Origin of the sequence: Microbacterium sp. F51-2R (assembly GCF_052180235.1) — a bacterium.
Lineage (GTDB): Bacteria > Actinomycetota > Actinomycetes > Actinomycetales > Microbacteriaceae > Microbacterium.
Window position 1 is genome coordinate 2182873 of record NZ_CP197470.1, and the last position, 22091, is coordinate 2204963.

Annotated in this window: 20 protein-coding genes; 10 read left to right on the top strand and 10 right to left on the bottom strand. The window is 71.1% G+C overall.

Annotated elements, in window-relative coordinates:
• Positions 1-23: 23 nt before the first annotated feature.
• Together ACSBPH_RS09710 and ACSBPH_RS09715 are read right to left on the bottom strand one after the other, a co-directional pair.
• On the bottom strand, positions 24-944 hold the full coding sequence (locus tag ACSBPH_RS09710) for a serine hydrolase (RefSeq protein ID WP_442574143.1): 921 nt from the start codon (positions 942-944) through the stop codon (positions 24-26).
• 130 nt (positions 945-1074) lie between these two features.
• A complete protein-coding gene (locus tag ACSBPH_RS09715; RefSeq protein ID WP_442574144.1) occupies positions 1075-3045 on the bottom strand; it encodes a M13 family metallopeptidase in 1971 nt (656 codons plus the stop codon).
• 43 nt (positions 3046-3088) lie between these two features.
• Here ACSBPH_RS09715 and ACSBPH_RS09720 point away from each other — a divergent pair, with 43 nt between their 5' ends.
• Positions 3089-4408 carry an MATE family efflux transporter gene (locus ACSBPH_RS09720; protein WP_442574145.1) on the top strand — a complete coding sequence of 440 codons (1320 nt, stop codon included), beginning with the start codon at positions 3089-3091 and terminating at the stop codon, positions 4406-4408.
• Between the two features lie 204 nt (positions 4409-4612).
• Here ACSBPH_RS09720 and ACSBPH_RS09725 read toward each other — a convergent pair whose 3' ends face one another.
• Positions 4613-5323 (bottom strand): TrmH family RNA methyltransferase, encoded by a 711-nt coding sequence (locus ACSBPH_RS09725; RefSeq protein WP_442574146.1) that lies wholly within the window; start codon positions 5321-5323, stop codon positions 4613-4615.
• A gap of 113 nt (positions 5324-5436) precedes the next feature.
• Between ACSBPH_RS09725 and ACSBPH_RS09730 the strand changes: the two genes are divergently transcribed.
• Genes ACSBPH_RS09730 through ACSBPH_RS09750 form a run of 5 tightly spaced genes read left to right on the top strand, consistent with a single transcriptional unit; the run spans position 5437 to position 9447 of the window.
• The gene (locus tag ACSBPH_RS09730) at positions 5437-6579 is read left to right on the top strand and encodes a PP2C family protein-serine/threonine phosphatase (protein WP_442574147.1); all 1143 of its coding nucleotides are present in this window, start codon (positions 5437-5439) and stop codon (positions 6577-6579) included.
• Positions 6580-6585: 6 nt separating this feature from the next.
• Positions 6586-6918 (top strand): STAS domain-containing protein, encoded by a 333-nt coding sequence (locus ACSBPH_RS09735; RefSeq protein ID WP_442574148.1) that lies wholly within the window; start codon positions 6586-6588, stop codon positions 6916-6918.
• Positions 6908-7324 (top strand): ATP-binding protein, encoded by a 417-nt coding sequence (locus tag ACSBPH_RS09740; protein WP_442574149.1) that lies wholly within the window; start codon positions 6908-6910, stop codon positions 7322-7324. Before ACSBPH_RS09735 ends, ACSBPH_RS09740 begins: the two co-directional genes overlap by 11 nt.
• Positions 7325-7377: 53 nt before the next feature.
• Positions 7378-8763: an Nramp family divalent metal transporter gene (locus ACSBPH_RS09745; RefSeq protein ID WP_442577280.1), complete on the top strand. Its 1386-nt coding sequence runs from the start codon at positions 7378-7380 to the stop codon at positions 8761-8763.
• Positions 8764-8811: 48 nt separating this feature from the next.
• The gene (locus ACSBPH_RS09750; RefSeq protein WP_442574150.1) at positions 8812-9447 is read left to right on the top strand and encodes a metal-dependent transcriptional regulator; all 636 of its coding nucleotides are present in this window, start codon (positions 8812-8814) and stop codon (positions 9445-9447) included.
• Positions 9448-9820: 373 nt separating this feature from the next.
• On the opposite strand, the gene ACSBPH_RS09755 is transcribed toward ACSBPH_RS09750, so the two are convergent.
• Positions 9821-10774 carry an SDR family NAD(P)-dependent oxidoreductase gene (locus ACSBPH_RS09755; RefSeq protein WP_442574151.1) on the bottom strand — a complete coding sequence of 318 codons (954 nt, stop codon included), beginning with the start codon at positions 10772-10774 and terminating at the stop codon, positions 9821-9823.
• A 43-nt stretch (positions 10775-10817) separates the two neighbouring features.
• Here ACSBPH_RS09755 and ACSBPH_RS09760 point away from each other — a divergent pair, with 43 nt between their 5' ends.
• Together ACSBPH_RS09760 and ACSBPH_RS09765 are read left to right on the top strand one after the other, a co-directional pair.
• Entirely contained in the window at positions 10818-11627 is an 810-nt protein-coding gene (locus tag ACSBPH_RS09760) for an HAD-IIA family hydrolase (protein WP_442574152.1), read from the top strand.
• Between the two features lie 268 nt (positions 11628-11895).
• Complete coding sequence (locus ACSBPH_RS09765) at positions 11896-12471, top strand: YdeI/OmpD-associated family protein (RefSeq protein ID WP_442574153.1); 576 nt, start codon at positions 11896-11898, stop codon at positions 12469-12471.
• A 232-nt stretch (positions 12472-12703) separates the two neighbouring features.
• Here ACSBPH_RS09765 and pyrE read toward each other — a convergent pair whose 3' ends face one another.
• Entirely contained in the window at positions 12704-13282 is a 579-nt protein-coding gene (gene pyrE, locus ACSBPH_RS09770) for an orotate phosphoribosyltransferase (RefSeq protein WP_442574154.1), read from the bottom strand.
• A 138-nt stretch (positions 13283-13420) separates the two neighbouring features.
• On the opposite strand from pyrE, the gene ACSBPH_RS09775 reads away from it, so the two are divergent.
• Both ACSBPH_RS09775 and pntB read left to right on the top strand, forming a co-directional pair.
• Positions 13421-14977 (top strand): Re/Si-specific NAD(P)(+) transhydrogenase subunit alpha, encoded by a 1557-nt coding sequence (locus tag ACSBPH_RS09775; RefSeq protein ID WP_442574155.1) that lies wholly within the window; start codon positions 13421-13423, stop codon positions 14975-14977.
• Positions 14974-16374 (top strand): Re/Si-specific NAD(P)(+) transhydrogenase subunit beta, encoded by a 1401-nt coding sequence (pntB, locus tag ACSBPH_RS09780; protein ID WP_442574156.1) that lies wholly within the window; start codon positions 14974-14976, stop codon positions 16372-16374. The genes ACSBPH_RS09775 and pntB overlap by 4 nt, the downstream gene beginning before the upstream one ends.
• 100 nt (positions 16375-16474) lie before the next feature.
• Here the strand turns inward: pntB and ACSBPH_RS09785 are convergent, their stop codons facing one another.
• The 5 genes from ACSBPH_RS09785 to ACSBPH_RS09805 all read right to left on the bottom strand — a co-directional run bounded on the left by ACSBPH_RS09785 (position 16475) and on the right by ACSBPH_RS09805 (position 22091).
• Complete coding sequence (locus ACSBPH_RS09785; protein ID WP_442574157.1) at positions 16475-17743, bottom strand: sugar ABC transporter permease; 1269 nt, start codon at positions 17741-17743, stop codon at positions 16475-16477.
• Entirely contained in the window at positions 17740-18528 is a 789-nt protein-coding gene (locus tag ACSBPH_RS09790; RefSeq protein WP_442574158.1) for an ATP-binding cassette domain-containing protein, read from the bottom strand. Before ACSBPH_RS09790 ends, ACSBPH_RS09785 begins: the two co-directional genes overlap by 4 nt.
• Before the next feature lie 73 nt (positions 18529-18601).
• Positions 18602-19633, bottom strand: a complete 1032-nt coding sequence (locus ACSBPH_RS09795) for a sugar ABC transporter substrate-binding protein (RefSeq protein ID WP_442574159.1) — start codon at positions 19631-19633, stop codon at positions 18602-18604.
• 329 nt (positions 19634-19962) lie between these two features.
• Positions 19963-21159 (bottom strand): sugar ABC transporter permease, encoded by a 1197-nt coding sequence (locus ACSBPH_RS09800; RefSeq protein ID WP_442577281.1) that lies wholly within the window; start codon positions 21157-21159, stop codon positions 19963-19965.
• A 59-nt stretch (positions 21160-21218) separates the two neighbouring features.
• Positions 21219-22091 carry an ATP-binding cassette domain-containing protein gene (locus ACSBPH_RS09805; RefSeq protein ID WP_442574160.1) on the bottom strand — a complete coding sequence of 291 codons (873 nt, stop codon included), beginning with the start codon at positions 22089-22091 and terminating at the stop codon, positions 21219-21221.

Sequence of the window (22091 nt, forward strand, 5' to 3'; positions counted from 1 at the left end):
CGCGGCCCACCCGGCGAGGAGGGTCAGAAGACGTACTCCATGAGGTCGACGCCGAGAGTGCGGAAGGCCTCGTGCACCCGCAGGCGGTGCGTGATCGACAGGTCGTCGAAGCCCACGATGAGCGCGTACGACACCCCCGCGCGCGGACCCGCGATGACCCCCGCCTCCACCCGGATGCCGGCATCCCGGCCCGTCTTGTTGATGAAGAGCAGCCCGTGCTCGTCGTTCTCGTGCGCGAAGGGGTCGAGCCCCGTCGCCGAGGCCACGAGCGAGAGGTCGTGGTTGAGGCTCAGCCACTCCGCGACCTGCGCGCTCACCCCGGGCGACACGGCCTTGGCGTTGACGAGGGCCGCGAACACCTCGGCGAGCTCGCGCGCCGAGCCGAGGGCGACGTGGGGCGCGTCATCCGGTCCGCGCTCGTCGCGGAAGACGTCGAGCAGGGCCGCCCTCGAGAGCCCGAGGTCTTCGATGCGCGCGCGCACGGCCTCGAGCCCGACACGGGCGATGAGCGCATTGGCGGCCGTCGCGTCGCCGGTCGCCGCCGTCAGCACGGCGAGGTCGGCGAGGGGGAAGGCCGGCGCCTTGAGGTGCTGCCACACTCCCCCGACCGAGACCGGGGCGATCGCCGAGCGATCGATGATCTCGAGGGGGTCCAGCGTGCCGGTCTCGAACGCCGAGGCGACTTCGATGAGCAGCGGAACGACGCCGAGTCCCGCGACGGGGAGCGTCACGAAATCGTCGCCCGAGAGGACGGATGTTCCGCGGTCGAGGTCGTTGACCCTGACCGAGAGACGCGCGCCGGAGGCGGCGAGCTCGTCGAGGGACTTCAGAGTCGATGTGAACGACCGGCGTCCGATGGCTGCCCTCTTCGGCAGCCTCCGATTGCTTCTTCTCGACCCCCGCTGCGAGTGGGTGGCCCTTTCGGGCTCAGGGGGCGTGCCCACGAGGGCGGTTCCTTTCGTCGTGTTCGGGTTACGGAAAGGGAGCGCCGCGAGGCGCTGACGTGCTGTTCGGTTGCGTCAGGGGGGTGCGTGCGCCGTCGAGGGGACGGATGCCTCGCCCCGGCGCCGCGCGTCACCAGATGGTGACGCGCTCGTCCTCCGGAAGCCAGAGGGCATCCGCGTCGGTCACGCCGAAGGCATCGTAGAACGCGCCGATGTTCCGCACGATCTGGTTGCACCGGAACTCGTTGGGCGAGTGCGGGTCGATCGTGAGAAGGCGGATCGTCTCGGCATCCCGCCCCTTCTGCTGCCAGATCTGCGCCCAGCTGAGCAGGAGGCGCTGGATGCCGGTGAACCCGTCGATCTCGGGGGCTTCGTCGATCGGCGTGCCGAGCGAGAGCTCGTAGGCCTTGATCGCGATGCCGAGCCCTCCGAGGTCGCCGATGTTCTCGCCGATCGTGAGCGCGCCGTTGACCTTGTGCTCCTCCGCGAGGCCCTGCGGCGTGAGGGCGTTGAACTGCTCGATCAAGACGGCGGTGCGCTCTTCGAACGCGGTGCGGTCGTCGTCGGTCCACCAGTCGCGGAGCGACCCGTCGCCGTCGAAGCGACTCCCCTGGTCGTCGAAGCCGTGGCCGATCTCGTGGCCGATGACGGCGCCGATGCCGCCGTAGTTGGCCGCGGCATCCCGATCCACCTCGAAGAACGGGTACTGCAGGATCGCGGCGGGGAACACGATCTCGTTCATGAGCGGGTTGTAGTAGGCGTTGACCGTCTGCGGCGTCATGTACCACTCGTCGCGGTCGATCGGCTGGCCGATCTTGTCGAGCTGACGGTCGTGCTCGAGCACGTGCGAACGGCCGACGTTGCCGACGAGGTCGGCGGGGTCGATCTCGAGGCCCGAGTAGTCCTTCCACTTCACCGGGTAGCCGATCTTCGGCGTGAAGGCGTCGAGCTTGGCGAGCGCACGCTCGCGGGTCTCGGGGCTCATCCACTCGAGGTCGGCGATGCTGCCGCGGTAGGCCTCGATGAGGTTCGCGACGAGCTCGTCCATCGCCTCCTTCGCCGCCGGCGGGAAGTGGCGCTCGACGTAGACCTTGCCGATCGCCTCGCCCATGGCGGCCTCGGCGAGCCCGACACCGCGCTTCCACCGCTCCCGGATGACCGGGACGCCGGTCAGCTGCGTGCCGTAGAACGAGAAGTTCTCGTCGACGAACTCGTCCGACAGGAACGCCGCCGCGGCGTGCACGACCGAGAAGCGCAGCCGCGCCTTCCAGTCCTCGAGACGCTCTTCGGTCAGGAGCGAACCCAGCCCCTCGAGGAAGCTCGGCTGATAGACGACGACTTCCGCGAAGGCATCCGGATGCCCCGGCGCCACGCCGTCGAGCCACGGCTGCAGGTCGACCCCCGCCATCTCCTGCACCTCGGCCCACGACTTGAGGTTGTAGGTCGCCACGGCGTCGCGGCTGCGGACGTTGTCCCAGTGGTGCTCGGCGAGCTCGGTCTCGAGCGTCGTGATGCGGTCCGCCGTCGCCGAGGGATCCTCGATGCCGGCGAGCTGCAGCATCCGCTCGACGTGCTCCCGGAAGGCGATGCGCGTCTCGGCGAAGTTGTCGAGGCGGTAGTACGACTCGTCGGGCAGCGACAGGCCGCCCTGCACGAGGAACGGCAGGTAGCGCGTCGGGTTGCCGGGGTCGGGCTCGACGTAGAGGGTCATCATGCCGCCGAGGCCGTCGCGCTCGAACTCGCCGACCGTGGCGAGGAGCTCGGGGATCGACGAGATCGCGTCGACCCGTGCGAGGCGCTCCGCGAGCGGCTGCGCGCCGAGCTCGGTGATCTTCTCGGTGTCCATGAAGCTCGTGTAGAGGTCGCCGATCTTGCGGGCCTCGCTGCCCTCGTCGGCCTGCTGCGACTCCTCGACGATCGCCCGGACGTCCTTCTCGGCCTGCTCGGCGATGAGGTGGAAGGAGCCCCAGCGGGCCTTGTCGTCGGGGATCTCGGTGCGCTCGAGCCACGCGCCGTTGACGTGGCGGAAGAGGTCGTCCTGCGGGCGGATCTCAGGGCTCAGTTCGTCGAGCTTGAGACCGGATCGGGGGCTCTCGGTCATTGCTCAAGGATATGCCCGCCGCGCACGGTCCTAGGCTCGTGGAATGGCCGCCGACACGCTGAACCGCGACATCCTGCGGCTCGCGGTGCCCGCGCTCGGGGCGCTGGTCGCCGAGCCGCTGTTCCTCATCGTCGATGCCGCACTGGTCGGGCACCTCGGGCTCGTGCCCCTCGCGGGCCTCGGGATCGCCTCGGCCGTCCTGCAGACGATCGTCGGGCTCATGGTCTTCCTCGCGTATTCGACGACCCCCGCCGTCGCGCGGCGGTTCGGCGCGGGCGATCCGACGCGGGCCGTGTCGGCGGGCATCGACGGCATGTGGCTCGCGCTCGGCCTCGGCGCAGCCCTCGCCCTCGGAGGCTTCGTCTCGACGCCCTTCCTCGTGGGCCTGTTCGGCGCGACGCCCGAGGTCGCCGCACAGGCGGAGACCTACCTCGGCATCTCGATGTGGGGCCTTCCCGCGATGCTCGTCGTCTTCGCCGCGACGGGGCTCCTGCGCGGCATGCAGGACACCGTGACGCCCCTGTGGATCGCGGGGCTCGGCTTCGCCGCCAACGCCCTGCTCAACTGGGCCTTCATCTACGGGCTCGGCTGGGGCATCGCCGGCTCCGCCGCGGGCACCGTCGTGGCCCAGTGGGGCATGGTGGCCGCGTACGTCCTGGTCGTCGGACGGCTCGCGCGCCGGCACGAGGCATCCGTCCGCCCGCAGCGCGAAGGCGTGCGGGGGTCTGCCCGCTCGGGAGGCTGGCTGTTCCTGCGCACCGTGTCGCTGCGGGTCGCCCTGCTCGCGACCGTCGTCGTCGCCACGACGCTCGGCACGGCCGAGCTCGCGGGCTGGCAGGTCGCGTTCACGATCTTCTCGACGGCCGCCTTCGCGCTGGACGCCCTCGCGATCGCGGCGCAGGCCCTCATCGGCAAGGGCCTCGGCGCCGAGGACGAGCGCCTCGTGCACCGTGTGCTCGGGCGCACCGTCGCGTGGGGCGCGTGGTTCGGCGTCGTCGTCGGCGGGATCGTCGCCGCGCTCTCGGGCGTCATCGGGCTGCTCTTCACGGGGGATGCCGAGCTCGCCGCGCTGATTCAGCCCGCCCTCCTCGTGCTCGCCGTCGCGCAGCCGGTCTGCGGCATCGTGTTCGTGCTCGACGGCGTGCTGATCGGAGCCGGCGACGGCCGCTATCTCGCGATCGCGGGACTCATCAACCTCGTGCCGTTCCTGCCGTTCCTGCTCGTGCTCGCGTGGCTGCAGCCGTCGGGCGCAGCGGGGCTGGCGTGGCTCTCGGTCGCCTTCTTCGGCGTCTACATGCTCGCCCGGCTCGCGACCCTCGGATGGCGCGTCCGCGGCGGCGACTGGATGACCGCCGGCGCTTGAACGGCCTGCCGGGAGGGCCGGCGTCTCCGCTCGTGTGCGCGGCGGGGCGGGTTCTCGCTGGGGCGGGTTCTCACCGACCCCGGCCCCGAGTTGCCAGTTCTTCGCGCAACTCGCCGTCGAGATGCGCGATCTTGTGGCAACTCGACGCCGCGCGCGGCAGGGAAACGGGGCGGGTGGGCGGTCAGGCCCGACGCGGGTGGGTGGTCAGGCCCAGCGCCGGCACCACTCGTACATCACGACGGCGGCGGCGGCACTCGCGTTGATCGAGCGGGTCGAGCCGTACTGCGTGATCTCGAGAGTGGCGGATGCCGCGGCCAGCGCCTCGGGCGAAAGCCCGGGCCCCTCCTGTCCGAACAGCAGCACGCAGCGCTCCGGCACGTCGGCGCGGTCCAGGGGCACCGACCCCGCCACGTTGTCGATCGCGAGGACGGGCAGGCCCGCGGCATCCGCCCACTCTGCGAAGGACGCGACATCCTCGTGATGGCGCACGTGCTGGTAGCGGTCGGTGACCATCGCGCCGCGGCGGTTCCACCGGCGCTTGCCGATGATGTGCACCTCGGCGGCGAGGAAGGCGTTGGCGCTGCGCACGATCGAGCCGATGTTCATGTCGTGCTGCCAGTTCTCGATCGCGACGTGGAACGGATGCCGCTTCGCGTCGAGGTCTGCCACGATCGCGTCCATCGTCCAGTAGCGGTACGCGTCGACGACGTTGCGGGTGTCGCCGTGGGCGAGGAGCTCGGGGTCGTAGCGCGGGTCGTCGGGCCATTCGTCGGGTCCGCCCGGCCACGGGCCGACCCCGTGCGGGAGCTGCGGCTCGCTCTGCCCGGACGGGTCGAGCGGCTCCGACGTCGGCCCCTCGTCTCGGCGCTGCGCTCCTCGCTCGGGAACCGGGAGAAGGCCGGCGGACTCGATCACGCGCTCAGGCTAGCCGCTTCGCGTTCCGGCTCGTCCCCCGAACGGCGGGTCGAACGCGTGCCGGGACTTCTCCATACTGGAGAAGTCATCAATCGCCAGACGGGGGGCCGATCTTGATCGATGAAGCCGGGCGTCAGCGCGCCCTCGACGCGATGGGCGTGCTCGACACGCCGCCCGACGAGCGCGTCGACCGCGTGACCCGCCTCGCGCAGGAGCTCTTCCACGTGCCGATGGTGAGCGTCACCCTCATGGACCACGACCGCCAGTGGCGGAAATCGCACATCGGCCTGAGCGATGAGGCGCCGCGCGAAGGCGCCTTCTGCGACATGACGATCCGCCAGCGCGAGACGTTCGTGGTGGAGGACGCCTCGTCCGACGCGCTGTTCTCGACGAACCCCTTCGTCGTCGGCGACCCGCACCTGCGGTTCTACGCGGGACACCCGCTCCAGGCGCCGGGCGGCGAGCAGGTCGGCACGCTGTGCATCCTCGACGTCGAGCCGCGCGCCCTCGACGACCACCAGCGCGGACTTCTGCGCGACCTCGCGCTGTGGGTGCAGGGCGAACTCGCCCGCGATCGGGAGCTCGACGAGGCATCCCTCCTCCAGCGCGCGCTCCTGCCGCGCGAGACCCCCGTCGTCGAGGGCTACACCCTCGCGGCCACGGCGGTGCCCGCCGGCAAGATCCTCGGCGACATCTACGACTGGTACCGGCACGGCGACAGCCTGCGGGTCACGCTGGCCGACGTCATGGGCAAGGGCGCCGGTCCCGCGATCATCGCGTCGGGAGTGCGCGCATCGCTGCGCACCGCCCCCGAACGGCCGATCGCGGCCGCGATCGCCGACGTCGACCGGCTCCTCGAGCACGACATCGGCGATACGAGCACCTTCGTCACGGCCGTCCACGTCGACCTCGACATCCCCACGGGACGCCTGTCGTTCATCGACGCCGGGCACAGCCTCGCCTTCGTGCTCCGCGCCGACGACGAGTGGGTGCCCCTGCGCTCGACGGGCCTGCCGCTCGGCATGGGGCTCGGCGAGGAGCGCGTCGCCTCGTCGGCAGAGCTCCGGCCCGGAGACGCCTTCGTGTGCTGCAGCGACGGCCTGCTCGACGTGCTCGACCCCGCCGACCCGTTCGCGCACGTACGGTCGGTGCTGCGGGATCTCGGCCCGCAGGGCGCCGTCGACGAGGCCGCGCGGCTCGCGCGCGGCACGCACGCACCCGACGACGTCACGGTCGTCGTCGTGAGGAGGGAGTGAGGAAACATGCAGCTCGACGTCACACACGAGAGCGACTACGCCGTCATCTCGCCCGTCGGCAGACTCACCGCGACGGGGGCTCCGCAGCTGCGGGCGACCGTCGACGAGGTGATCTCGGGCGGGATGCCGCGGATCGTCGTCGACCTCGCCGCGACGGAGTTCGTCGACTCGTCCGGCCTCGGCGCCCTCATCGGAGGGCTCAAGTCGGCGCGGCTCGCCGGCGGCGACCTCCGCATCGCCGCGACGCCCGACGCCGTGCGCAAGGTGCTGAAGCTGACCAACCTCGATCGCGTCCTGCGCGACCACCCGACACCGGCGTCGGCGTTCGATGGCGACTGACGACCGCCCGACAGTCCGGATCGAGGCGATGGCCGAGCCCGCCTTCATCGACGCCGTGCACGAGGCCCTCGAGAGCCTGTGGGACGCGGCGCCCGAGGTGGGCGACGAGGATCGCCTGCTCTTCACGCTCGCCGCGAGCGAGGTCGCGACCAACATCGTGACGCACGCGACGGCCGGGCATCCGATCGACGTCGCGTTCGAGGCATCCGTCCGATCCGGAGTCATCGAGGCGGCGTTCACCGACAACGCCGATCCCGCACCGGTGAGCCTGCTGAGCGCGACGATGCCGGGAACGGATGCCGAGTCCGGCCGGGGCCTCGCGCTCGCCCTCGCGGCGCTCGACGCCTTCACGCACGAGGCCCACGGAGGGAACGTCTGGCGACTCCGCCGCACCGTGCGGAAATGAAGGTTTCGGTAGACCGAAATCTGACGTAGATTTTCGGCATGCCGAAATCTGCGATGGAGCAGCGATTCCCGGCGCGCGCCGACGCGCCGCGCCGCGGCGGCCTGCCCCGCGTCGCGTGGCTCATCGGACCCGCGCTCGTGGCGGGCGTCGCCTACCTCGACCCGGGCAACGTCGCGAGCAACATGACGGCCGGCGCCGTCTACGGCTACCTCCTCGTGTGGGTCGTCGTGCTCGGCAACGTCATGGCGTGGCTCATCCAGTACCTCTCCGCCAAGCTCGGCATCGTCACCGGCCGGAGCCTTCCCGAGATGCTCGGCGGACGCATCCGCAACCGATGGGCCCGGCGCGCGTACTGGCTGCAGGCGGAGCTCGTCGCGATGGCGACCGACATCGCCGAGGTCATCGGCGGCGCCGTCGCGCTCAACCTGCTGTTCGGCATCCCTCTCCTGTGGGGCGGCGCGATCACAGGCGCAGTCTCGATCGTGCTGCTGCTCGTCCAGTCCCGCCGCGGTCCGAAGACCTTCGAGTTCGTCGTGATCGGACTGCTCGCGATCATCGCGATCGGCTTCACGTTCGGCGTGGTCGTCGCCCCGCCCGACCCCGCCGGCGTCGTGTCGGGCCTCGTGCCGCGCTTCGAGGGTGCGGGGTCGGTGCTGCTCGCGGCATCCATCCTCGGCGCCACGATCATGCCCCACGCGATCTACGCACACAGCGCCCTCGCGCGCGACCGCTTCGCCCCCGACCCGAGCCACGACGCAGGAGATCGCCACATCGCAGGAGGGAATCGGATGCCGCGCTCCGGCGAAGCGGCGATCTCCGACGTTGCGGCGGCCCGCGCATCGCGCACGACCGCCCGGCCCGACCTCGCGAGGCTCCGCGGGATTTCGACCGGCCGACTCCTCCGCGCGACGCGGTGGGATGTGTCGATCGCGATGATCATCGCCGGCACGGTCAATCTCTGCATCCTGCTGCTGGCCGCCGCGAACCTCGCGGGCGTCCCCGGCACCGACTCGCTCGAGGGCGCCTACGCCGCGCTCGCGACCGGGATCGGCCCCGCCGTGGCGACGCTGTTCGCGGTGGGCCTGCTCGCCAGCGGCCTCGCCTCGACCTCCGTCGGGGCGTACGCGGGGGCCGAGATCATGCACGGCCTGCTGCACATCCGGGTGCCGCTCCTCGTCCGGCGTCTCGTGACCCTGATCCCGGCGCTCGTGATCCTCGCCGCCGGTTTCGACCCGACGCTCGCCCTCGTCCTCAGCCAGGTCGTGCTGTCGTTCGGCATCCCGTTCGCCCTCATCCCGCTGGTCGCCCTGACGGCCCGGCGCGAGGTCCTCGGCCGGTTCCGGAGCCATCCCGCGACCACGGCCGCCGGGATCGCGGCATCCGTCTTCCTCATCGCACTCAACGCGACCCTCCTCTGGCTCCTGTTCACGGGAGCCTGACCCGCAGCCGCGGCGGTGGCCCGGCGAGCGCCCGGGTAGCCTGTCAGCGTGCCGTCCCCCGCCGTCGACGATTACCTCAAGACGATCTACCACCACACCGAGTGGCAGGACGACCGCATCACGCCGTCGCAGCTCGCCGCCGAGCTCGGCCTCGCACCGTCGAGCGTGACCGAGATGGTGCAGAAGCTCGCCGCGCAGCACCTCGTGACGCACCGCCCGTACGGTCCGATCGCGCTGACCGAGGCCGGCGAGCGCCGCGCCGCCGCGATCATCCGCCGGCACCGCCTCGTCGAGACCTGGCTCGTCCGCGAGTTCGGCTACGGGTGGGACGAAGTGCACGACGAAGCCGAGGTGCTCGAGCACTCGCTCAGCGACCGCCTGCTCGAGCGCATCGACGAGCGGCTCGGGCATCCGACCCACGATCCCCACGGCGATGCCATCCCCGACGCGTCGGGACGCGTCGAGCGCGAGCCGTTCGTACTCCTCGGCGACGCCGCGGCCGGACATTCCGGGCGCGTTCTGCGCGTGAGCGACCGCGACCCCGCGCTGCTGCGGTCGATCGAGGGCGCCGGCGTCTCGGTCGGGGCCGATGCGACGGTTCAGGATGCCGCGACCCTCCGCATCGCGGGCGAAGACGTGCGGCTGCCCGCCGAAGCGGCGAGCGCCGTCTGGCTCAGCGCCTGACCCCTCTTCCCCTGCCCTCCATCCTCCCCTCGAGCCCCGGCCTCCCTGGCCCCCGGCCCCGCCCCCGCCCCCGATCCGCGGCCTCGGCACGGCCCGGCCCGGCCCCGCCGCGGCCACCGACCCCCAGCCCCGGCCCAGCCCCCGATCCCCAGCCCCGGCCCGGCCCCGGCCCCCGCCCTCGATCCGCGGCCCGGCCCCCGCCCCCCGGCCGCGACGGTGAGCCTCCATCTGAGCGCCGAGACCGCGGGGGCCACCCACGGTCTCGGCGCTCAGATGGAGGCTCACGGGTTCACGAAGGCCGGGGCGGGGCGGGGCGGGGGCGGGGCGGGGCGGGGCCGGGCGGCCGGGCGGGCCGTCCCAGGGACGAACCCGCTCAGGCGGGGCCGACCTTGGCGGCGGCGGTGAACGGCCAGCGGAGGCGGGTCGCCTCCTCGGCGACGTGCCAGAGCCGGTCGGCGATGTCGGTGCTCCGGACGATCCGCGACGGCTTCGCCACGACCGGCCTCCCGCGCATCCCGGCGCGGGGTCCGACGAACGAGCCGCCCTCGATGTCGGGGTCGACGAGCGCCCGCACGAGGGGCCACGCGCCGTGCTCCTTGGACTGCGCGAAGGCCGCCTGGAGATTGTCGACGAACCGCTTCGTGCGGGTCGGCTCGTTCACCCCGTGGATGCCGGGGGTCCGCCCGCTCGTCGAGTAGCCCGGGTGCGCCACGACGCTCGAGATGGCGACGCCGGCCTCCCGCAGACGCCGGTCGGCCTCGAACCCGAGCACGCTCGTCGCGATCTTCGACTGTACGTATGCGCGCCAGGGCGTGTAGGTGTCGACGAGCTGCGGATCCACGGGATCGTACGGACTGATCGTGGTCGACAGGCTCCCGACCCACACCATGCGACCGGATGCCTCGGCCAGCGTCGTGAGCAGTGCCCCCGCGAGCGCGTAATGGCCGAGGGCGTTGGTGGCGAGTACGAGCTCGTTGCCGTCCTGCGTCTGCTCGCGCTGTGCGGGCGGGTGGACGATGCCGGCGTTGAGGAGCAGCCCGTCCAGGCCCCCGCGCGAACGGATGCTCGCGGCGGCGGCACGCACCGAGCCGAGGTTGCTGGTGTCGAGGAGGAGGCTCTCGACCGAGGCATCCGGAACCCTCCGCAGCAGCGCACGGCGCGCGGCCGCGAGCCGATTGGGGTGCCGGCCCGTCATGAAGACGTGGGCGCCCGCGCGGGCGAGCTGCTCCGTCGAGAAGTAGCCGAGGCCCGCGTTGGCGCCCGTCACGAGGTACGACCGCTCGTGCAGGTCGGGGAGGTGCTGGGGATCCCAGTCGGGTCGGGCCACGGGATCGAGATTACGTCGGGAACGCGGCGGATAGGCTGGGCCCATGCGGACACGCGCCGACATCGAGTGCTGGCTCACCGACATGGACGGCGTTCTCGTCCACGAGAACCGCCCCATCCCCGGGGCGAGCGACCTGCTCGCGCAGTGGCGCGACACCGGGACGCCGTTCCTCGTACTGACGAACAACCCGATCTTCACCCCCCGCGACCTCAGCGCGCGCCTCCGTCGCTCGGGCCTCGATGTGCCAGAGGAGAGCATCTGGACCTCGGCGCTCGCGACGGCGGACTTCCTGCGCTCGCAGCTGCCGGGAGGCACCGCCTTCGTCATCGGCGAGGCGGGGCTCACGACCGCGCTGCACGAGGCCGGCTACATCATGACCGAGTCGCAGCCCGACTACGTCGTGGTCGGCGAGACGCGGCAGTACTCCTTCGAGGCGATCACGAAGGCGATCCGGTTCATCAATGCGGGCGCGCGTTTCATCGTCACGAATCCGGATGCCACGGGCCCGACGCCCTCGGGGGTGGTGCCTGCGACGGGGTCGTTCGCGGCGCTCATCACGAAGGCGACGGGCAAGGAGCCCTATGTCGTCGGCAAGCCCAATCCGATGATGTTCCGCTCGGCCCTCAACCGCATCGGAGCGCACTCCGAGACGACCGGCATGATCGGCGACCGCATGGACACCGACGTCGTGGCCGGCATCGAGGCGGGCCTTCACACGGTGCTCGTCCTGACCGGCATCAGCGACACCGCCGAGATCGAGCGCTACCCCTTCCGCCCCGACGAGGTGCTCGACTCCGTGGCCGACCTCCTCTCCCCCGAGCCGATCGAGTCGGAGATGCCCGAGGGCATCTGACCCCTCCCCGCGCCGAGCGAGCGAGCGTCCCCGGCCCCCGGCATCCGTCCTGCACCGCGAGACAAGGGATTCTCGTCGAAACCGAGGGAAATCGCCCCTGGCTCGACGAGGATCCCCTGGTTCGCGGCCACCGAGGCCGCCGGTCCCCGAGCGAGCGAAGCGAGACGAGGGGGCGGGCGGCCACGCGGGCCGGCAAGACGCAGGCCCCCGCCGGGCGGGGTCGACCAGACTCCGGGCGGGTGTCGCGGGGGCGCGGTATCGTCGCGGCATGGGAGCGCTCGACGACGGCGAGAAGGTGATGGCGACGGATGCCGCGGCCTGGCGCTCGTGGCTCGAAGCCCATCACGCCACGTCGAAGGGCGCGTGGCTCGTGCGGCCGCGACCCGGATCGGGCCTCGTCCTGATCGAGTACGAGGACGCCATCATGCACGCCCTGTGCTTCGGATGGATCGACGGCCCCGTGCGGTCGTTCGACGAGCGGACGGGCGGCCTGTGGTTCGCCCCGCGGCGCGCCTCGAGCGGATGGGCCGCGACGAACAAGGCGCGCCTCGCGCTGCTCGAGCGCGACGGACTCATGGCGCCCGCCGGGATCAGGGCTGTCGCGGTCGCGAAGGCCAACGGGTCGTGGACGATCCTCGACAACGCCGAGGCGCTGCGCGAGCCCGACGACCTCGCCGCGGCGCTCGACGCCGACCCCGACGCGCGCGCCGCGTGGGACGCGTTCCCGCCGTCCAGCCGCAAGATCGGCATCGCCTCGGTCGACTCCGCCCGCCGGCCCGAGACGCGCGCCGCGCGGATCGCCAAGATCGCGGCCGACGCCGCCGCGGGGAGGAGACCGGGCTGATGGGCCTCGAACAGGCACTCCTCTACGGCGTGACGATCATCATCCTCACCGGCACGCTCATCGTCTTCGTCGTGCAGCTCGTGCGCATGAACCGCCGCGACAAGGACGACCAGGACTGAGTCCGAACTGAGCCGAGCAAGGCCGGCCCGGCCCGAGCCGAGCAAAGCCGGACAGGACCGAGCCGCGCAAGGCCGGCCCGACCGACCCGCTCAAGGCCGGCCCGACCGACCCGCTACTGCGGCTGCAGACCGAGGTCGTCGAGGTCGATCGCCGCGAGCCACTGCAGCCCTTCCGCCTCGACGGCGGCCTGGGCCCCCGTCTTGCGGTCGACGATGACCGCGACCGCGACCGGCTCGGCGCCCTCGCGGCGGAGGGCCTCGACGGCCTTCAGCGCCGACTGGCCGGTCGTCGAGGTGTCTTCAACCACGACGACGCGCTTGCCCGCGACATCCGCCCCCTCCACCTGACGTCCGCGCCCGTGGTCCTTGGGCTCCTTGCGCACGACGAACGCGTCGAGCGGGTGCGGCGTGCGCGCCGACTCGTGCATCACGGCGTTGGCGATGGGATCGGCGCCGAGGGTGAGGCCTCCGACGGCGACGATGCCGTGGACGTCGCGCACGAGGTCGAGCATGATGCGGCCGATCGCGGGCGCGGCGCGGTGGTCGAGCGTGAGCTTGCGCATGTCGACGTAGTAGGTCGCCTTCTTGCCGCTCGAGAGGGTGAAGTCGCCGTGGAACACCGCTTCGGCCTTGATGAGGGCGATGAGGTTCTGGCGGTCGAGTTCGAGCTCGGCTGTCGAGGCGGCGGTCATATGCCGAGCGTATCGAAACACGTTCGTGAGCGTTCGGACGATCCAGGATGCCGCGGCTCCTCCTAGAGTCGGAGCACGTGCGTCGTCGCTGCCGCCCTTCGCGGCGCCCGGCGCGTCCGCGCGAGCACAGGAGCGTGTATGACCCGGATCGGCATCGTGGCTGAACAGGCCGGAGAGAACCGCGTCGCCGCGACGCCCGCGACGGTGGCGAAGCTGCGCGGGCTCGGGTACGACGTCGTCGTGGAGAGCGGTGCCGGCGAGGCATCCTCCTTCCCCGACAGCGCGTTCGAGGAGGCCGGCGCCGCGGTCGTGCCCCGCGAGGCGGCGTGGGCCGCGCCCATCGTGCTGAAGGTCGCCCCGCCGACGCCCGACGAGGTGGCGCTCCTCGCCGACGGCGCGACGCTCATCGGCCTGCTGAGCCCGGCGCTTCGCCCCGATGTGCGCGAGTCGCTCACGACGCGGGGCCTCACGGCCCTCGCACTCGACGCCGTGCCGCGCATCTCGCGCGCGCAGTCGATGGATGTCCTGAGCTCGATGGCGAACATCTCCGGCTACCGCGCCGTCATCGAGGCGGCCCACGAGTTCGGCCGCTTCTTCACGGGCCAGGTGACCGCCGCCGGCAAGGTTCCGCCCGCCAAGGTGCTCGTCGCGGGCGCCGGCGTCGCGGGACTCGCCGCGATCGGCGCGGCCTCGAGTCTCGGCGCGATCGTGCGCGCGACCGACCCGCGCCCCGAAGTCGCCGACCAGGTGCGGTCGATCGGCGGCGAGTACGTCGCCGTCGAGGTCGACGAGCAGATGGAGTCGACCGACGGCTATGCCAGGGCGACGAGCGAGGACTACGACCGCGCCGCCGCCGCGATGTACTCGGCGCAGGCGCGCGACGTCGACATCATCATCACGACGGCGCTCATCCCGGGCCGCCCGGCGCCGCGCCTCCTCACGGTGGCCGACGTCGCGGCCATGCGGCCGGGAAGCGTCATCGTCGACATGGCCGCCGCGCAGGGCGGCAACGTGGAGGGCTCCATCGCCGGCGAGCGCGTCGTGACCGGCAACGGCGTCGTGATCCTCGGCTACACCGACCTCGCGGGCCGGCTCCCCGCGCAGGCCTCGCAGCTCTACGGCACGAACCTGCTCAATCTCGTCCGGCTCCTCACGCCCGGCAAGGACGGCGAACTCGTCCTCGACTTCGATGACGTCGTGCAGCGCTCCATCACGGTCGTCCGCGGCGGGGAGGCGACGTGGCCGCCGCCACCCGTCGCCGTCTCGGCGGCTCCCGGTCCGCAGGCGCCGGCCGTGGCATCCGTCTCCCCCTCCGGCGAACCCGCGAAGCGCACGGGGCTCTCGAAGGGCGGCCGGATCGGGCTCATCGTCGCCGGCGTCGCCGTGCTGTTCGCCCTCGCGGCGGTCGCCCCGCCGCCGCTGCCGCAGCACCTCATCGTGCTCGCCCTGTCGGTGGTCGTGGGCTTCTACGTCATCGGGCACGTGCACCATGCCCTCCACACGCCGCTCATGAGCGTCACGAACGCGATCTCGGGCATCATCATCGTCGGCGCGATGGTGCAGATCACGCTCCCCGACCTCACGGTGCAGATCCTCGCCGCCGTCGCCGTGCTGCTGGCGAGCATCAACATCTTCGGAGGCTTCGCCGTCACCCGCCGCATGCTCGCGATGTTCTCGAAGGGAGGCGACCGATGACGGCCGCGTCGATCGCGACCGGCGCCTATCTCGTCGCGGCGATCCTGTTCATCCTGAGCCTCCACGGGCTCAGCAAGCATGAGACGGCCCGCTCGGGCATCGCGTACGGCATCGCGGGCATGGCGATCGCGCTCGTCGCGACGGCGTGGCTGACGGCTCAGGATGCCTGGGCCGCCCCGGGCGCGTCGCTCGGCCTCGTGCTGCTCGTCGTGGCGGTGCTCATCGGCGGCTCGATCGGGCTGTGGCGTGCGCGGGTCGTCGAGATGACGGGGATGCCGGAGCTCATCGCGCTGCTCCACAGCTTCGTGGGTCTCGCGGCCGTCCTCGTGGGCTGGAACGGCGCCCTCTACGACACGGGCCTGGAGGGGACGCTCGCCGACATCCACCACGCCGAGGTCTTCATCGGCGTCTTCATCGGCGCGGTCACCTTCACCGGGTCGATCGTGGCGTTCCTCAAGCTGTCGGCGCGGATGTCGTCGAAGCCGCTCATGCTGCCCGGCAAGAACGTGCTCAACGTCGGCGCGCTCGTCGTCTTCGTCGCACTCACCGTCTGGTACGTCATCACGCCCGACCTGTGGCTCCTGGTCGCCGTGACGATCCTCGCCCTCGCGCTCGGCTGGCACCTGGTCGCCTCGATCGGCGGCGGCGACATGCCCGTCGTCGTGTCGATGCTCAACAGCTACTCGGGGTGGGCGGCCGCCGCGGCGGGCTTCCTTCTCGACAACGACCTCCTCATCGTCACGGGCGCCCTCGTCGGATCGTCGGGCGCCTACCTCAGCTACATCATGTGCAAGGCGATGAACCGGTCGTTCCTGTCGGTGATCGCGGGCGGCTTCGGCATCGAGGCGCAGCGCGCCTCCGACGACGAGGAAGGCGAATACCGCGAGACCGACGCGGCGGCCGTCGCCGATCTTCTCGGCGACGCGTCGAGCGTCGTGATCACGCCGGGGTACGGAATGGCCGTCGCGCAGGCGCAGTACCCCGTCGCCGAGCTCGCGGCGCGGCTGCGCGAGCGCGGCGTCGAGGTGAGGTTCGGCATCCATCCCGTCGCCGGACGTCTCCCGGGGCACATGAACGTGCTCCTGGCCGAGGCCAAGGTGCCGTACGACATCGTGCTGGAGATGGACGAGATCAACGACGACTTCGCCGACACCTCGGTCGTGCTCGTGATCGGCGCGAACGACACCGTCAATCCGGCCGCCGCCGAGGACCCGTCCTCGCCGATCGCGGGCATGCCCGTGCTGCGCGTCTGGAACGCCGAGAACGTCGTCGTCTTCAAGCGCTCGATGGCCTCGGGCTACGCGGGGGTGCAGAATCCGCTCTTCTTCCGCGAGAACACGCAGATGCTCTTCGGCGACGCCAAGGACCGCGTGGAGGACATCCTCCGCGCCATGTGAGGTGCCCGCGGCCGGCGCGCCCCCGTTCCGCTCGCACGCCGCGCACGAAAAGGGAGCCCGGCCTCGCGGCCGGGCTCCCTGACTGACGGTTCGGGCTCCGTCAGGTCCTGACGCCGTTGCCGCGCAGGCGCGACAGTGCGTCGACGGTCGCGGCGAGGATCAGCACCGCGCCGGTGACCATGAGGTTGATGCCGGCGCCGAGGTTGAGCAGCCCCAGGCCGTTGGTGATGACGGCGATCACGAGAGCACCGATCGCGGCGTGCATCAGACGGCCCTTGCCACCGAAGAGGCTGACACCGCCGACGACCGCGGCGGCGACACCGCTCAGCACGATGTCGCGCCCGACGGTCGCGTCGACCGAGCCGACGCGCGAGATGCTGAACAGCGCCGACACGACCGCGAGGGTCGAACAGATGACGAACGCCCACCACTTGATCCAGCGCACCTTGACGCCCGACCGGCGTGCGGCCTCGGCGTTGCCGCCGATCGCGTAGACGTAACGGCCGAACTTGGTGCGGTCGAGCAGGAACGTGCCCAGCCACAGGATCACGAGCACGATCGGCACGATGATCGGAACACCCTCGACCGCGATGACGGACTGGCCGCGGTTCTGGTTGAGGATGAACACCGCGATGCCGCCGATGACCGCGATCGCGGCGAGCTTGGCCCACACGAGCGAGATCGTCCGGTTGGGCACGCCGGCGCGCGTGCGGCGCGCGCGGTCCCAGAACGAGGTGGCCGCCGACACCGCCAGGATGACGACGAGCATCGTCCAGCCCGCCCACGGCGGCATGTTGCCGTTCTGCAGCGCGATGAGCTCGGGCACCTCGACGCGGAACAGGCCGCCCGAGCCGATGATGAGCAGCGCGAGGCCCTGGTAGCCGAGGAACAGGCCCAGGGTCACGACGAACGACGGGATGCCGACCCTCGCGACGAAGAAGCCTATGAGCGCACCGGTCGCGATGCCGAAGACGAAGCCGATGATCAGCGCGAGCGGCCACGGGACGTGGAACTGCGCGTTGAGCACGACGAACAGCGCCATCGCAACACCGCCCGTGACACCGGCCGACAGGTCGATCTCGCCGAGCAGCAGCACGAACACCAGCGCCATGGCGAGCATGACGAGGGTCGCGGCCTGGTTGAGGAGGTTGGCGAAGTTGCGCTCCGTCAGGAAGTACGGGCTCAGCGACGCGAACAGGATCGTGAGGACGACGAGACCGCCGATCGCGGGGAGCGCGCCCATGTCGCCGGAGCGGACACGCTGCCACCAGGCGCGCATCTGGTCGCCGAGACCGCCCTCGACGCCGCTGCCGATGAGATCGCCGGCGACCGGGTCGGGCCCGGCCTCGGTCGTGGTGCCCGCGGTCATGCCGCACCCCCTTCGGTCGGGATGTTGGTCGTGCCGATGAGCTCGACTCCCATCGTCTTGGTGCCGGTGATGTAACCGACGACGTCGTCGCGGTTGGTGTCTTTCGTCTGGATCTGCGCGACCATCTGCCCGAGGTAGAGAACGGCGATGTCGTCGGCGACCGCGAAGACGTCGGCGAGGTTGTGGCTGATCAGGATGACCGCGACGCCCTGCTCGGCGAGGCGCTGGACGAGGTTCAGCACCTGCTCGGTCTGCGCCACGCCGAGGGCCGCGGTCGGCTCGTCGAGGATGACCACGCGCGCCTTCTTGAGCACGGCACGGGCGATCGCGACGGTCTGCCGCTGGCCACCGGAGAGGCTCGAGACCTTCTGGCGGACCGACTTGACCGTGCGCACCGAGAGCGACCGCAGCGTGTCGGAGGCCTCTTTCTCCATGCGACCCTCGTCGAACGTCCCGAAGGTGAGCTCTTCGCGACCGAGGAACATGTTCTGGACGATGTCGAGGTTGTCGCACAGCGCGAGGTCCTGGTAGACCACCTCGATGCCGAGCGCCGCCGCCTCGCGCGGCGTGTGGAGGGCGCGGTGCTCGCCGTCGACGAGGACCTCGCCCTCGTCGTAGGGCTGCACACCGGCCAGGCCCTTGATGAGCGTGGACTTCCCTGCGCCGTTGTCACCGACGAGGGCGGTGACCTTCCCCGGGTAGGCCTTGAGGTCCACACCCTTGAGCACACTCACGGGGCCGAAGGACTTCTTCACGCCCCGCAGTTCGATGATCGGTTCTGACATGCTCGCTTCCTTGCGCTGTCGTGCGTGAAGGGGGCGCCACGACGCGCGGTCGCGGCGCCCCCCGATTCAGAAGTTACTGCGTGACGCCGTACTCGTCACACTTCGCCTTGACCTCGGCCGTGCAGACGTCGGTGTAGCTCGCGTCGCCGGCGGCGATGACGTCCTTCACCTTGTCGGGTCCGACGAGGATCGGCGTGACCTGGATGTAGGGCGTGCCGTCGTCGAGCTTGGCCTGAGCGGTGACCTTCTCGCCCTTCAGGAGCGAGACGGCCGTGTCGACCGCGGCGGTCGCCTCGTCCTTGACGGGCTTGTACACCGTGGCCGTCTGCCAGCCGAGCAGGATGTTCTGCAGACCGGCGACGTTGGCGTCCTGGCCCGACACGGCGACACCGGTCAGGTTGTTGTCCTGCAGGACCTTGATGACACCGGCCGCGTTCGTGTCGTTGGCGACCCAGACGCCGTCGACCTTGCCGCCGAGCGAGGTCAGCGCCTGCTCGAAGTTGGTCTGCGACTTGGCCTGGTCCCAGACCCCCGGGGGCTCGGCCGCGGGCTTGATGCCGGCGGCTTCCATCACCTTGACGGCGCCGTCGTGGAACATCTTGGCGTTGCCGTCGGTCGGGTCTCCGCCCATGTAGACGACGACAGCCGATGCCGGGTCCTTGCCGGCGGTCTTGAGACCGTCGAGGACCGTCTGGCCCTCGAGCTCGCCGACCTTGGTGTTGTCGAACGAGACGTAGTAGTCGGCGCCCGTGAAGGGACGGTCGTAGGCGATGACGGGGATGCCCTCGCTCTTGGCCTTGGCGGCGACACCCTCGGCGGCGCCCTGGTAGTCGACGAGCAGCATCACGCCGCAGCCCTTCGTGAGCTGCTGGTCGGCGATCGTGGCGTACTTGTTGACGTCACCCTGCGCGTTCTGGATGTCGACCTCGAAGCCGGCGGAGGTGAGGCCCTCCTGCAGGTACTTGTGGTCGAAGTTCTCCCAGCGAGGCGACGAGGCCGCGTCGGGGAGGATGACGCAGGCACGGCCTGCGGCGTCGCCGCCGCCGCTCGCGTCACCGGTCGGGGTCCCACCGCCGGAGCTGGAACACCCCGCCAGAAGGGCCACAGCCGCACCACCGAGTGCAACCGTGGCGAGAAGAGATGATTTCCTCATCATTCGCCTTTCATCGTTGAATTTGCGAGCGCGCCGTCGCGGGCTTTCGCGCCTGTAAGCGATCATCCGCGTGGTGGTTCTTGTCGTCAAGTTGTGAACGTAACGCTTTTGCAACGGACGAGCAACAGCGGCTGGCCGTGGATCGTCGCGGTCAGCTCAACCGGCGAATCCGGCAATCTGCTCAGACAGAACCGTAAATACACAGCACTTTGCGACCACCAAATCAGCGAAGCGTCGGAGCGCGTTCGCCAAGTGAAGGCATCGAATCGAATCGAGAGGGGTCAGGCGCGGCCCGTCGCGGCGCGCGTGCGTCGCGAGATCGAGTCGACGATGACGGCGAGCACGAGCACGACGCCGGTCACCATGAACCTCACCGACGAGTCGAGGTTCAAAAGCGTGAGCCCCGACGAGATCGACTGGATCACGACGATTCCGAGGAGCGCCGAGAAGGCCGTCCCGCGGCCGCCGAAGAGGCTCGCCCCGCCGATCACGGCCGCCGCGATCGCGTTGAGGTTGACGTCTCCCCCACCGGTGCTCTGGTTGGCGGCGCCGAGCCGGGCGGCCGCGAGGATGCCGCCGACGGCGGCGAGGGCCGAGCAGAGCGCGAACACCGTGAAGTAGATCCGGTCGACACGGATGCCGGCGCGCCGCGCGGCCTCGACAGACCCGCCGACGGCATAGACCGACCGCCCCCACCGGGTGCGCGTGAGCACGAGGTTCAGCACGACGACAAGGCCCACGAACAGCAGGAACATGAGCCCGACGCCGCGCCACAGGTTGAGGTACCACGCCGCGACGAGGAGGAAGACGAGCAGCCCCACCGCCCGCACGGCGATCCCGGCGTAGCTCTGACTCACGAGGTTGGCCGCCGCGCGCCGGCGGGCGCGTGAGACGAGCGACCACGCGTAGGCGGCCACGGCGAGCACCGCGACGACGTACGAGGCCCACGCGGGGAGGAACATCTGCTGTGCGAACTCGACGAGCCACGAGTCGGTCGGCAGGTTGATCGACCCCGCCGACCCGAGCACCCACAGCTGCAGCCCGAGGAAGCCGAGGAGCCCCGCAAGCGTGATGACGAAGCTCGGCAGGCCGAACTTCGTGAAGAGGTATCCGTACAGGAGCCCCGCGAGCACGCCGGCGAGGATCGCGGCCGCGACCGCGAGGATCGGGTTCCACTGCAGCTCGACGAACGTCACGGCCAGGATCGCGGCCGCCAGGCCCGAGACCGAGCCGACCGAGAGGTCGATCTCGCCGACGAGCAGCACGAGCACGATGCCGAGGGCGATCGTGCCCGTCGCGGCGCACTGCATCGTGAGGTTCACGAGGTTGCGACTCGAGAGGAAGACGGGGTTGAGGAGCTGGAATGCCGTCCAGATGACGACGAGGCCGACGATCACGGGGAGCGACCCGAGGTCGCCGCCGCGGATGCGCTCGACGACGGCGAGGCCGGCGCGACGGACGGCGCCGGGACTCAGCATCCGCTCGTCTTCTGCGCCCGGGTCGCCGAGCGCGGCAGCCCGATCGTCGCGTATGCCGCTCATCGGTCGCTCCCGCCCGTGGGCCCACGACGGCGCTTCGCGTTCGAGGGCAGCCGGATGATCTTGCCGTCGTCCGCCGGAGGGGGCGGCTGCGGATCGAGGCCCTGGCGCGGGGCGCCGGTCGCGCCCGTGATGGCCGCCACGAGGGTCTCGCTCGTCACGTCGACGGCGTTGAAGACGCCGTTGTTGCGGCCGAGGCGCAGCACGACGACGCGGTCGGCGACGGCCAGCACGTCGGCCATGTTGTGGCTGATGAGGATGACGCCGTGCCCGCGCTCGCGGAGCCGCTCGATGAGGTTCAGCACCTCGGCGGTCTGCGCGACGCCGAGCGCCGCCGTCGGCTCGTCGAGGATCACGACGCGAGGGTCGCCGATCAGCGAGCGCGCGATCGCGACCGTCTGGCGCTGCCCGCCCGAGAGCGAGGCGACGGGGATGCGCACCGAGGGCACCTTGGCCGAGAGCTCGCGCAGGAGCGTCCACGTGCGCTGCTCCATCTCGACCTCGTCGAGCCCGCCGCCGGCGGTGAGTTCCCGCCCGAGCCAGAGATTGGCGACGACGTCGAGGTTGTCGCACAGCGCGAGGTCCTGGAAGATCGTCTCGATCCCGAGCGCCTGCGAGTCGGCGGGGCTCTCGATCTCGACCTCGTCGCCGTCGAACTCGATCGTCCCCGCGTCGGGCGGATGCACGCCCGCGAGGATCTTCACGAGCGTCGACTTGCCCGCCCCGTTGTCGCCGATGAGCGCGACGACCTCGCCCTCATTGACCCAGAAGTCGACGTCGGTCAGCGCCTTGACGGCGCCGAAGTGCTTGCCGATGCCGCGCATCGTGAGCACGCGGCTGCGTCGGGGAGACGGGGTGAGGGGGGTGGACAT

Coding starts and splice junctions, on each gene's coding strand:
- ACSBPH_RS09715 (WP_442574144.1), bottom strand. CDS start 3,045: ATGACCGAGAGCCCCCGATCCGGTCTCAAGCTCGACGAACTGAGCCCT.
- ACSBPH_RS09720 (WP_442574145.1), top strand. CDS start 3,089: ATGGCCGCCGACACGCTGAACCGCGACATCCTGCGGCTCGCGGTGCCC.
- ACSBPH_RS09735 (WP_442574148.1), top strand. CDS start 6,586: ATGCAGCTCGACGTCACACACGAGAGCGACTACGCCGTCATCTCGCCC.
- ACSBPH_RS09740 (WP_442574149.1), top strand. CDS start 6,908: ATGGCGACTGACGACCGCCCGACAGTCCGGATCGAGGCGATGGCCGAG.
- ACSBPH_RS09745 (WP_442577280.1), top strand. CDS start 7,378: ATGGAGCAGCGATTCCCGGCGCGCGCCGACGCGCCGCGCCGCGGCGGC.
- ACSBPH_RS09760 (WP_442574152.1), top strand. CDS start 10,818: ATGCGGACACGCGCCGACATCGAGTGCTGGCTCACCGACATGGACGGC.
- ACSBPH_RS09765 (WP_442574153.1), top strand. CDS start 11,896: ATGGGAGCGCTCGACGACGGCGAGAAGGTGATGGCGACGGATGCCGCG.
- pyrE (WP_442574154.1), bottom strand. CDS start 13,282: ATGACCGCCGCCTCGACAGCCGAGCTCGAACTCGACCGCCAGAACCTC.
- ACSBPH_RS09775 (WP_442574155.1), top strand. CDS start 13,421: ATGACCCGGATCGGCATCGTGGCTGAACAGGCCGGAGAGAACCGCGTC.
- pntB (WP_442574156.1), top strand. CDS start 14,974: ATGACGGCCGCGTCGATCGCGACCGGCGCCTATCTCGTCGCGGCGATC.
- ACSBPH_RS09785 (WP_442574157.1), bottom strand. CDS start 17,743: ATGACCGCGGGCACCACGACCGAGGCCGGGCCCGACCCGGTCGCCGGC.
- ACSBPH_RS09790 (WP_442574158.1), bottom strand. CDS start 18,528: ATGTCAGAACCGATCATCGAACTGCGGGGCGTGAAGAAGTCCTTCGGC.
- ACSBPH_RS09800 (WP_442577281.1), bottom strand. CDS start 21,159: ATGCTGAGTCCCGGCGCCGTCCGTCGCGCCGGCCTCGCCGTCGTCGAG.
- ACSBPH_RS09805 (WP_442574160.1), bottom strand. CDS start 22,091: ATGTCCACCCCCCTCACCCCGTCTCCCCGACGCAGCCGCGTGCTCACG.